Here is an 11,795-nt window from a genome sequence, read left to right on the forward strand (position 1 = left end):
ACAAATAGGGGTGTATAAAATGCAAGATAAAAATTTAGAACAAATTATTCATATGTATATTCAAGATCATGTAGGTATTGAATTTAATGATGATACTGAGATTTTTGAAGAAGGATTAGTTAATTCTTTATTTGCAATCCAATTGATGACTTTTCTTGAAAAAGAATTTGCCATAAAGGTAACTATGGATGACTTAGATATGGATAACTATAAGTCTGTAAATTCTATTGGTAATTTTATAAGAAATAAGCAAATGGTTCGGTAATGGACATGAAACAATACTTAGAGCCATCTCAATATAAAATGTATCAGAATTTTTTGGATTTTGTTTGTGAAAATATAGAACCTTACGCTAATAGTTGGGAGATTGAACAGGGCATTCCATCAGACATAATAAAGACTTGTGCTAAAAATGGTTATTTAGGTGGAACACTTCCAGCAGAGTATGGTGGATTAGAATGGGATTATGTAACGTATGGGTTATTTACTGAAGCAATAGCAAGAGGTAGTGTCTCTCTTTCGGGATTATTTAATGTCCATACGATGGTAACAGAAACGATTTTAAAATGGGGAACAGAAAATCAAAAAAATCAGTGGTTACCATTACTTGCATCTGGTAATCAAATAGCTGCATTAGCTCTTACTGAACCTGGAGCAGGATCAGATTTAAATATGATTAAAACGAACTTCGATCAACACGGGGATAAATTAATACTTAACGGGGTGAAAAAGTGGATCACTTTTGGTGCAGCTGCTGATGTGTTTTTGGTATTTGGAAAGCTTAATGGTGAACAACCAATTGCCTGTTTAGTACCAAAAGATAGTATGGGTGTCAATGTTACTCATATAAGAGACATGCTTGGATTTAAAGCTGCATATTTGGCAGAAATTGAATTCAATAATGTAGAAATACCTTTAGAAAATATCATTGGTAGACCAGGGTTTGCTTTTACTTACCTTGCACCGTATGCTTTAGAATTTGGGCGTATTTCAATTGCCTTTGCTGCTCTTGGTGTATTACGTACTTGTTTAGAAATCTGTGGGAATCATGTATTACATAGAAGCGCATTTGGTAACTCTCTAATTGATCATGGCATGATTTCACATATGGTTACGGATATGGGAGTAGATTTAGAAGCTTCTATACTCCTTAGTTTAGAAGCTTGTAAGGCCAAAAATGAACATCGAGCTGATGCTACTGAAAAGATTATGATTGCAAAATATTTTGCATCGCGCTCAGGTACAAGGCATTCAACGAATGCTGTACAGATTATGGGAGCACTTGGTTGTAATGATAATTATTCAATATCAAGGTGCTTTAGAGATTCTAAAACAATGGAGATCGTTGAGGGGAGTAATCAGATTCATCAGTTATTACTTGGTAAGGGATTTGCTAAAAAAGCGAAACGTGCCATTGAAAAAATATCTGTAACTAAAGGAGTGATACAACCCGGATGAGTACATGTATACAAAAGCTGTTTGAAGAACAAGTAGTCCGTACGCCAGATGAGGTTGCTGTTATCTTTAAAAAAGAAACATTAACCTATAAGGAATTAAATGAAAAAAGTAACCAATTAGCTCGTCTTTTACGTGAAGGTGGAGTTGGTCCAGATACAGTTGTAGGTATTATGGTAGAGCGATCTATCGAAATGGTTGTCGGAATTTTCGGGATATTGAAAGCGGGCGGAGCATATCTTCCGCTTTCCCCGAATCATCCATCATCACGATTACAATTCATTATAGAAGATAGCGGTGCTAAATTAATACTTACGCAAAAGCAAATTCTACATCGTTTTCAAGATAGTTTGAAAGCTGATATGTTGGCTTTAGATTCGATTTCCTATGAAGGAAAGGGTGAAAATCTAGAGTGTATTAACAAACCCTCTGATCTTGTGTACGTAATATACACTTCCGGTTCAACCGGGAAACCTAAGGGTGTTATGATTGAGCATTCGGCCTTAATAAATCGAATTGAGTGGATGCAAGAGGCTTATCCAATTAGTTCAAAGGATACTATATTACAAAAGACCCCTTATACATTTGATGTATCCGTATGGGAGATGTTCTGGTGGGCCATAGTTGGAGCCAAAGTATGTATTCTTGCGCCGGGGATGGAGAAGTTTCCACAGGCTATTATTGAGACAACTGAAAGTAATGACGTGACAATTATGCATTTTGTACCATCTATGTTAAGTGCATTTTTACACTATCTTGATGTGACAGGTGAAACTAACCGAATAAAATCGTTGAAACAAGTATTTGTTAGTGGTGAGGCACTACTGTCTCAACATATAAATCGTTTTAACAAACTGCTAAATTTCTCTAATGGTACACTTCTTACTAATCTGTACGGACCTACTGAAGCAACCATTGATGTGACTGCTTATGATTGTCCGACACATGAGATTACAGAAGGGAGCGTTCCAATAGGGCGACCAATTAGGAATATTGAGATGTTTGTTGTTGATAAATATGGTAATAAACTTCCGGAAGGCCATATAGGAGAATTATGTATCTCAGGTATAGGATTAGCACGTGGATATGTAAATAGGCCGCAATTAACGGCAGAAAAGTTTGTACAATATTCCCTTGATACCCGTATATATAAAACCGGTGACTTAGCTTTAATAAGATCGGATGGGAATATTGAGTTTCATGGAAGAATTGATTTTCAAGTTAAAGTTAATGGGCTTCGTATTGAGTTAGGGGAAATAGAATCGTGTTTAATGTCTTGTGAAGGAGTTTTACAATGTGCGGTAATTGTAAGACAAGAATCTGAGATGGTAGTTAAGTTAATAGCTTTCTATGAGTCAGAAAATGCTATTGAGTTAGAGAGGTTAAAAAAATATCTTCGCTTATTTTTACCAGATTATATGATACCTAACAGTTTTGTACGTGTAAATGAAATGCCATTAACGGATAGCGGAAAGATAGATAGAAAAGCACTTGCCTTATTAGGTTCCGATAAATATTCACACCATACCACACTTGTAGGAGGTTCTGTTAATGAGGAAAGCAGTAAAGATTCATAAAGAAGATATTGAAGATGTAATCGCCCTTACACCAGTGCAGGAAGGTATTCTTTATCATTATTTGAAAGAACCCGAAGGAAAGCTATATCATGAAGAACTTCGACTTTGCTTAACTGGAAAAATTAATATTCCAAAGTTTGAAGAGGCGTGGAATTATGTAACGCGGGAAAATGAAATGCTGCGTACAATTTTTCGATGGGAAAAAGTTAAACAGCCTGTACAACTTATACTAAAAGAGCATACTCCGAACATTATTTATAGTGATGGCAAAGTCTCTAATGATACAGAAAGCTTTGATTTACAAACGGTTCCCTTTTCTATCGAACTGTGCCATTTGAACGAAGGCGAATATGAAATGGTTTTACGTCATCATCATATTTTGTTTGATGGTTGGAGTAATAGTATTATTTTACAAGAGTTTATTAAGGTATATCGAGAGTTAATAAAGGGAGATGTACCATCATCTATAAATAAAAAGAAATTTAAAGAATATATACTATGGCAACAAAAACAAGATAAATCAAAACAAAAGCTTTTTTGGGAACAATATTTAAATGAATTAACTGAACAAATAAATTTATCCAATAAAAATTCTAATCAACTAAAAAAAGCAAAAACATATGTAAAAGAGATAGATAAAGAGCGAAGTGATAGATTTCGAAGTTTTGCAAGTAATCAAGGTGTAACATTGGCTACATTATTTTATACAGCCTGGGGTCTATTATTACAAAGGTACAAAAATTCAGAGGACGTAATATTCGGTACAACAGTATCCGGGCGTTCAATTCCAATGCATGGTCTGAGTGAAATGGTAGGTTTATTTATAAATACACCACCACTTCGTGTAAGTGCTAATGGGAGAATGACTGTTTCAGATCTTTTACAAAGAATTCAAAGTGATGTCCAAAAAAGAACTGAATATGAAACGACTCCAATTGTTGATTTAAACGTGTCATTTGACACTATTATGGTAGTTGAGAATTACCCTCTTGATATAGAAAAGCTGAAAGAAATTGATGAAAGTGTAAGAATTTCAGGTTATGAAGTAAATGAAATGACCAACTATGATTTAACTGTCTCAATAGAGTGTTTCGATTCTATTAAACTTGCAATGATGTGGCCTGAAGATGTATTTGATGAATCTATTATTATCAGTATAACTAACCATTTCATACAGCTATTAGATTCAATGCTTTTAGATGAAGGACAACCAATACAAACTCTTAAAATGTTAGATGAGGCAGAAGAAAAGTTTTTGCTTCAAGGTGGTCAAAATCAAAGTGCTACATTCCCACACACAACACTTCATCAATTAATTGAGATGCAAGCTGAAAAGCATCCTGAGAGAGTAGCACTTACATTTGAGAATAGTGAGATGACTTATGGAGAGTTGAATGAGCGTGCGGATAAAGTGGCATTTGCTCTTTTAAAAGAAGGTGTAATTTTAGATTCTCCAGTAGCTGTAATGTTGGATTACTCATTTAATATGATTATCTCTCTACTTGGTATTTTAAAAGCAGGTGGGGCTTATGTTCCAATTGATCCTGATTATCCTCAGGAACGAATTGATTTTATTCTTCAAGATAGTGGTTCAAGTGTAATAATAACCTCAAATTTATTTGAGGATAAAGTTAAATTTGATAGCACAATGCTTTTTATTGAAGAACTTAATGAGACACCGATGCAAGATTTTGAGAGAGTAGATGTTGCCCCAAATAATTTAGCATATGTCATTTATACTTCTGGAACAACAGGACGTCCTAAAGGGGTTATGATTGAACATCGTAATGTAATACAACTTGTCATGCATCAACCAAATAGTTTTAAATTCTCTAGTAAGGATGTGTGGTTACTTTTTCATTCTTTCTGTTTTGATATGTCAGTTTGGGAGATATTTGGATCACTTACTTATGGTGGACGTCTTGTCCTGGCAACAAAAGAAACAATCCGTGATACGTATAAACTTGCTCAGTTAATTGCAGATGAGGGAGTAACGGTATTGAATCAAACTCCATCTGCATTCTATGTTTTTCAACAAATAGTTGAAGAGATGCCTAAACTTGCTTTTAAAATTAGGTTAATTACATTTGGAGGGGAAATGCTGAAGCCGGGTTTACTGCAAAGTTGGTTTAAGCGTTCACCTAATACGGTCATAGTAAATATGTATGGAATAACTGAGACGACAGTACATGTTACTTATAAGGAAATTGGAGAAAAAGAAATGCACAGTAATCTTAGTGCTATAGGCGTGCCTCTTCCTACGTATTCGTGCTATGTATTTGACAAACATATGAATCCTACACCTAAGGGAATGCAAGGGGAACTTTATGTTGGAGGATATGGAGTTGCGCGGGGATATCTAAATCGTCCTGAACTAAACAGTGAACGTTTTATACAGAATCCTTATAATCCAAGTGAAAGATTATATAGATCAGGAGATTTAGTTCGTATTCTTGAAAATGGCGAGATGGAGTATATAGGTCGTAGTGATCATCAAGTGAAGATACGTGGTTATCGAATCGAAACAGGAGAAATAGAACATCATTTACAACAGCATGCGGATGTGAAGGAAGCGGTAGTTTTATCTATTGCTTTTGGAGAGGAGCAAGAACTGTGTGCTTATATACTAACTGATCAAGATATATCTCAAAATGAATTACGTTATTATCTTACTGACAAAATACCTTCGTATATGATACCTATGTATTTTGTGCTTTTAAGTGAAATGCCATTAACTACGAATGGAAAAGTTAATCGTCGTGCTTTACCTAAGCCTACTAAGATAGTACAACCAAATGATTTGCTAGATGAGCTTGAAACAACAGTAGCTGATGTTTGGAAGGAAGTTTTGGGGGTAGAAAAAGTAGGATTGTATGATAATTTCTTTGATGTTGGAGGGAACTCCTTAAAAATGGTTCGATTGTTCTCTCGTTTACGAAGCAAGTTTGAAAAAGAACTTACAATGCCTATGTTATTCCGATACCCAACGGTTCATGATCAAGCTTCCTACTTTAGAAGTGATAATGATATGGACCGCCAACCTGAAGAAGTTAAGAAAGAAAATCTTTTATCTATGAATAAAAATGATGTAGCAGTGGTTGGTATGGCGGTGCGTATGCCAGGCGCTTCTAATCTTAAGCAGTTCTGGTCAAATTTAGAACAAGGGATAGAATCCATTCGAACATTTACAGATGAAGAACTTAGTGAGATGGGCATACCAAAAGAAGTGATTCAAAAGCCTAATTATATAAAATCTAAAGGGTATTTAGAAGATGTAGATGCATTTGATAATGAATTTTTTGATTACAGTCTAAAAGAAGCTGAAATGATGGATCCACAACTGCGTATACTTCATGAATGCGCATGGGAAGCACTAGAACAAGCAGGTGAGGTTAATTCTTCTCATATGAATACAGGAGTTTATGTTGGAGGATCACCAAATTTCCACTGGCTTCGTTCTATTGCTAGTGAATCTTCTAATACATTAGAAGATTTCCAAGCAATGTTGTTAAACGAAAAAGATTTCTTTGCTACTCGATTGGCTTATAAATTAAATCTAAAAGGACCAGCGATTACAGTACAAACTGCTTGTTCTACCTCCTTAGTTGCTATTCAAAATGCATGGGCAGATCTTATCGATGGACGATGCGATATAGCCTTGGCCGGGGGAGTAAGTATAACTTATCCAACAAAAACAGGATATTTATATGAAGATGGTATGATTTTCTCACCAGATGGTCATTGTCGTGCTTTTGATAAGGATGCGCAAGGAACAGTGGGTGGAAATGGTGCTGGTATTGTAGTATTGAAAAGATTAGAGGACGCTCTTCGAGATGGAAATTTAATACATGGAGTTATTAAAGGAGCTGCAGTAAACAATGATGGGTCCAATAAGGCTGGATTTACAGCGCCAGGGGTTGATGGACAAGCTGCTGTTATAAAATCGGCTCATAAAATAGCTGGTGTTAAGCCTGAAGAAATCTCATATATAGAAACTCATGGTACTGGTACGCAACTAGGTGATCCTATAGAAGTAGAAGCATTGAAGTTAGCTTTTGGTAAGCAAGAACCAGGTAGAGTTTTAATTGGATCAGTGAAGACGAACATTGGACATTTAGATGCTGCAGCAGGAGTTGGAGGATTTATAAAGACGGTCTTAGCTTTGAAAAACAAGAAAATTCCGCCGAGCCTTCATTATAATAACCCAAACCCTAGCATTGATTTTGGGGAAAATCCGTTTCGTGTAAATACGGAACTTATCCCATGGAAAGAAGAGGTAAGAAGAGCGGGTGTTAGTTCGTTTGGGATGGGTGGAACTAATGCACATATAGTGTTAGAGTCTGTTCCTGACAATGCTAAGAATTTTGAAAAACAATCTTGGAACTTATTAACTGTTTCAGCAAAAACAGAGGAATCTTTAGATAAAGCTACTAACGATCTATTATTGTATTTGAAGGAGAATCCAGAGATATCACTATCTGATACAGCTTATACATTACAAAAAGGTCGTCGTGAATTTCCATATAGAACTGCTGTAGTTGCTAATGGAATAGAGGATGCCATAGAAAAACTTGTTGATACAGGACTAGAGAAAACAAACGCAATGGAGAGTAGACCTTTAGCCTTTCTTTTTTCAGGGCAAGGATCACAGTATATCAATATGGGTAGAGATTTATATGAAAATGAACCTGTATTTCGTGAACACGTTGATCAAGGTTTAGCCTTACTCTCAAATTGGCTAGATATAGACATGAAAAATATTTTGTATCCTACAAAGGAGACAGAGGATAAAGCAACTGAACAGTTAAATAGAACTTCAATGACGCAACCTCTACTATTCACTATTGAATATGCATTAGCCAAGCTTCTAATGAATTGGGGAGTTTATCCAAGGGTAATGTTTGGCCATAGTATTGGTGAGTTTGTAGCAGCTTGTTTAGCAGAAGTAATGTCTTATGAAGATGCATTACATTTAGTAATGATTAGAGGGAAGTTAATGAATAGCGTACCAGAAGGCGCTATGCTAAGTGTAAATTTATCTGTTGAAGAATTACAAACCTATATAACAGATGATGTAGATATAGCAGCTGTAAATTCCTCTCAACTTTCAGTAATTTCTGGTACTGTACTTTCAATCAATAAAATTGAGGAATTACTTTTAAATCATGGAGTAAAGACAACGCGTCTATTTACTTCGCATGCTTTCCATTCTCGAATGATGGATGAAGTTCTAGATTCATTTGAGCAAGCTGTAGGAAATGTAAAATTATCAAGTCCTAAAATACCTTATATATCTAATGTTACAGGTGAAATGATTACAGCAAATCAAGCCACATCACCTTCTTATTGGGCACAGCATCTACGAAGTACTGTTCAATTTTCAAAGGGATTATCTGAAATTTTTCATTTAAAAAATGTAATTTGCCTTGAGATTGGCCCAGGTAATGCATTATCAACTTTTGTATTAAAACATTTAAATAGAAGTAAAGATCAATTGGCTTTAAACATGTTACGTCATCCTCTGGATAAATCAAATGACCTCGAGCATTTATGCAAGCAAATAGGACGGTTATGGATGCAAGGTGGAACTATAGATTGGAATACTTTTAATAACAGTGAGAATAAAAGGTTATTAGATTTACCAACGTATCCTTTCATGAAAAAACGATTTAAAGCTGATCCATTTTTTAATACTCAATCTCAGAGTTTAACTCAGGAAACAAGAGGCCATAATAAACAGGCTAATATTAAAGACTGGTTTTATTTGCCTTCTTGGGAACGCAAAACATTAAAATCTATACAAATAAAGAAAGAACAAAAATATAAATGGCTTATTTTCAATGATCATCTAAATCGATTCAATCGACTGATAGAAAAATTAAAAAGAGAAGGTCATGATGTAATTGAAGTTAAAACAGGTGGTATTTTCTCTGAAAAATCCGACAGTTTATATACGATATGTCCATCTCAAAAAATGCATTATGAAATGCTATTTTCAGAATTAGAACAAAAAGATTTATTACCAAATAAGATTATACATGCTTGGAGCTTTAATCCAGTTAATGAGGTTATTCTCGATCAAGAGAGAATTGAACGGTCAATGGATGAAGGATATTATTCGTTACTTTATATTGCACAAGCAATTGGGAAAATTAATTATGAGGGAGCATTACAGTTAAATATCTTTACTGACCGTATGTTTGAAGTTACAGGTACAGAGCTGAATTTAAAACCAGAGCAAGCTACAATTCTAGGCTTTTCAAAAATATGCAATCTTGAGTTTCAAAATATAAAATGTCGTACCATTGATATGGATACAGATTCTCAAAAAATGTTTGAAGAAGCGGGTTTAATGGAGAGTTTTGTGGATTCTACTGATATAGTTGTAGCTTATCGAGGACGTCATCGATGGGCGCAAACGATTATTCAAAGTCCTTTTGAGGAAGAAGATGTAGAAATTGATAGATTACGAGAGAGTGGCGTCTATCTAATTACTGGTGGACTTGGTGGAATTGGATTTGAAATTGCAAAAGATTTAGCTAATAGAGTACCAAATGTCAAACTTATATTGATTGGCCGCTCAGAGTTCCCACCTCGTAATCAATGGAAACAGTACCTAGAAAATAAAGCCGAGCGTGTAAGCCGAGTTATTTCTGATTTGTTAACAATGGAGTCTCAAGGTGCAGAATACATGATCCTAAGTGCAGATGTTTCCAATCAAGATGATATGAAACAGGCAATTGAAAAGGCTAAATCTCGCTTTGGTTCTATTAATGGCGTAATTCATGCAGCAGGTGTCGCTGATTATCTAGGTATTATGATGAATCGTGAAAAAGAATCTAATAATAAAATTTTAGCTCCGAAAATTAAAGGTACACTAGTGCTCGATGCTTTATTAAAAGATGAACCAATTGATTTCTTCGTACTATGTTCATCAATTGGTAATGTGGCGTATCATATGAAATTTGGTCAGAGTGGTTATAATGCAGCGAATGAATTTTTAGATGCATTTGCATTTTATAAGCGGGCTCATGATGGAGTGTTCACTGTAGCTATTAACTGGCCAGATTGGCAAGAGGTGGGTATGTCACTTAAGTCTGCTGAAATATGGGCAAAGCAATTTAATATGGATATGGAAAGTGTATTACATGATGGTGTAACTGTAGAAGAGGGCTTAAAAGTATTCCGTAGTATTATCAATAGAAATCAACAACAAGTTGTGGTTTCTCCAATAGATTTACATTGGAAACTTTTAAATGGTGCCAACTATTATAATGAACTATTGGAAAAAGGAAGTAAGAATAGATTAAAGCAGAATCGTTCAGATGTTTCAACAACGTATAGACCACCAACTAATGAAATTGAACAACAATTATACGAATTATTAAAAGATATGTTTGGAATCGAAGAAATAGGAATTTACGATAATTTCTTCGATCTAGGAATGAGTTCTTTAGATCTTGTTCGTATTAATGTGAAATTAAAAGAGGCCTTTAAACGAGACTTACCTATAGTTGTTCTTTATGAGCATACGTCAATTAAATCTCTTGCTAAATATTTAAGTAATCAAGAAGTAAATAACAATTTAACAAATAAAAAAGAGTTATTGAAAGCGAAATCGGTTATGAAAAATACATTATCTGCTTTAAAAAGTAGAAAGTAGTAAAGGGAGGGGAACAACATGATTAATAAAGAAGTAGTTCCGTCAAAAGTTGAGTTTTGCTGGGGATTACCTGTTATTCCAACGCCACAAACAAAAGAACTTCTAGAGGAATATGTTAATCAAGCTAAAAGAGCTGAGAAGAATAACTTTGACTCGGTATTGGTTTCGATTGCACCAACTTCTGTTGATCCAATGATAGCAGCGTCTATGATTGGAATGAATACGGAGTTTGTAAAGATTTTGGTTGCGCAAAATACAAACCAGATGCTTCCTACCGTAACAGCAAAAGCATTGAATACTTTAAATAGTTTAATTGGTAATCGTGCGGATATTAACATTGTAACTGGTAGTGCCTCGCTTGTCCTTGCACGTGATGGATTACCAGAACCGCACCATGTTCGATATGCTAGGACAAAAGAATATATTGAGCTGTTACAACAATTAAGACGAGGAGTAACTAGCTATAAAGGTGAGTTTTATCAAGTAGAAAATAGTGATATTTATCCAAAGGAAGATCTCTCTCGAAGTGCCCGCTACTTTGTAGCGGGGTCCTCCGAGGAGGCAATGAGAATAGCTGCAGAGTATGGTGATGCTTATATACTTTATGCAACAGACCGCAAAAGTCTTAGAGAACACTATCAAACAGTTAATAATTACGCTAAGCAATATGGGCGCGAGAAAATTCCAGGTGCTATTTTAGTAGACATCATTGCTCGTGAGACTTCGGAAGAAGCATATGAAGAGGCATATGAATTACTTGAGAGAACACCAGCAGCCTTAAAGAGGATGACTAAGCTATTTTTAGATAATGCAGATTCTGTTGGACTTCGCCGATACAAAGATTTAATTACAAAAGATAGCATGTGGATAGATGATCATCTTTGGGGAGGTCTAAGTTTAGTGAACCCATCTAATTCAATTTCTATAGTTGGTAGCTATGAGGAAGTCATCTCGACGTTAACTGATTTTTGGGAAATAGGGGCAAATTATTTTCTTATTACTTCTCAGATTAGTGAGCATGAAATTGAACGTATTGGTCAAAATGTTGTGCAACCATTTAAAAAGAAAATTGAAAAGTTAATCCAAGTTAACTAAAAGAG

General features: G+C 35.0%; 5 protein-coding genes. All 5 read left to right on the forward strand.

Going from position 1 to position 11,795, the window contains the following annotated elements; translation table 11 throughout:
• The first annotated feature begins 19 nt into the window (after positions 1 to 19).
• Genes ACTFO4_RS24880 through ACTFO4_RS24900 form a run of 5 tightly spaced genes read left to right on the forward strand, consistent with a single transcriptional unit; the run spans position 20 to position 11,790 of the window.
• Positions 20 to 265 (forward strand): acyl carrier protein, encoded by a 246-nt coding sequence (locus ACTFO4_RS24880; protein WP_001152970.1) that lies wholly within the window; start codon positions 20 to 22, stop codon positions 263 to 265.
• On the forward strand, positions 265 to 1,458 hold the full coding sequence (locus ACTFO4_RS24885) for an acyl-CoA dehydrogenase family protein (protein ID WP_440014492.1): 1,194 nt from the start codon (positions 265 to 267) through the stop codon (positions 1,456 to 1,458). The genes ACTFO4_RS24880 and ACTFO4_RS24885 overlap by 1 nt, the downstream gene beginning before the upstream one ends.
• A complete protein-coding gene (zmaJ, locus tag ACTFO4_RS24890) occupies positions 1,455 to 3,032 on the forward strand; it encodes a zwittermicin A synthase ZmaJ (protein WP_440014493.1) in 1,578 nt (525 codons plus the stop codon). Before ACTFO4_RS24885 ends, zmaJ begins: the two co-directional genes overlap by 4 nt.
• Entirely contained in the window at positions 3,007 to 10,695 is a 7,689-nt protein-coding gene (locus tag ACTFO4_RS24895; protein ID WP_440014494.1) for an amino acid adenylation domain-containing protein, read from the forward strand. Before zmaJ ends, ACTFO4_RS24895 begins: the two co-directional genes overlap by 26 nt.
• Positions 10,696 to 10,713: 18 nt before the next feature.
• Entirely contained in the window at positions 10,714 to 11,790 is a 1,077-nt protein-coding gene (locus ACTFO4_RS24900; RefSeq protein ID WP_000608545.1) for an LLM class flavin-dependent oxidoreductase, read from the forward strand.
• Positions 11,791 to 11,795 lie beyond the last annotated feature (5 nt).

The organism is Bacillus cereus group sp. MYBKT14-1 (assembly GCF_051915185.1).
GTDB lineage: Bacteria > Bacillota > Bacilli > Bacillales > Bacillaceae_G > Bacillus_A > Bacillus_A cereus.

Bases quoted from the DNA above. Each gene is read 5' to 3' on its own strand.
- ACTFO4_RS24880 (WP_001152970.1), top strand. From the start codon at position 20: ATGCAAGATAAAAATTTAGAACAAATTATTCATATGTATATTCAAGAT.
- ACTFO4_RS24895 (WP_440014494.1), top strand. From the start codon at position 3,007: ATGAGGAAAGCAGTAAAGATTCATAAAGAAGATATTGAAGATGTAATC.
- zmaJ (WP_440014493.1), top strand. From the start codon at position 1,455: ATGAGTACATGTATACAAAAGCTGTTTGAAGAACAAGTAGTCCGTACG.
- ACTFO4_RS24885 (WP_440014492.1), top strand. From the start codon at position 265: ATGGACATGAAACAATACTTAGAGCCATCTCAATATAAAATGTATCAG.
- ACTFO4_RS24900 (WP_000608545.1), top strand. From the start codon at position 10,714: ATGATTAATAAAGAAGTAGTTCCGTCAAAAGTTGAGTTTTGCTGGGGA.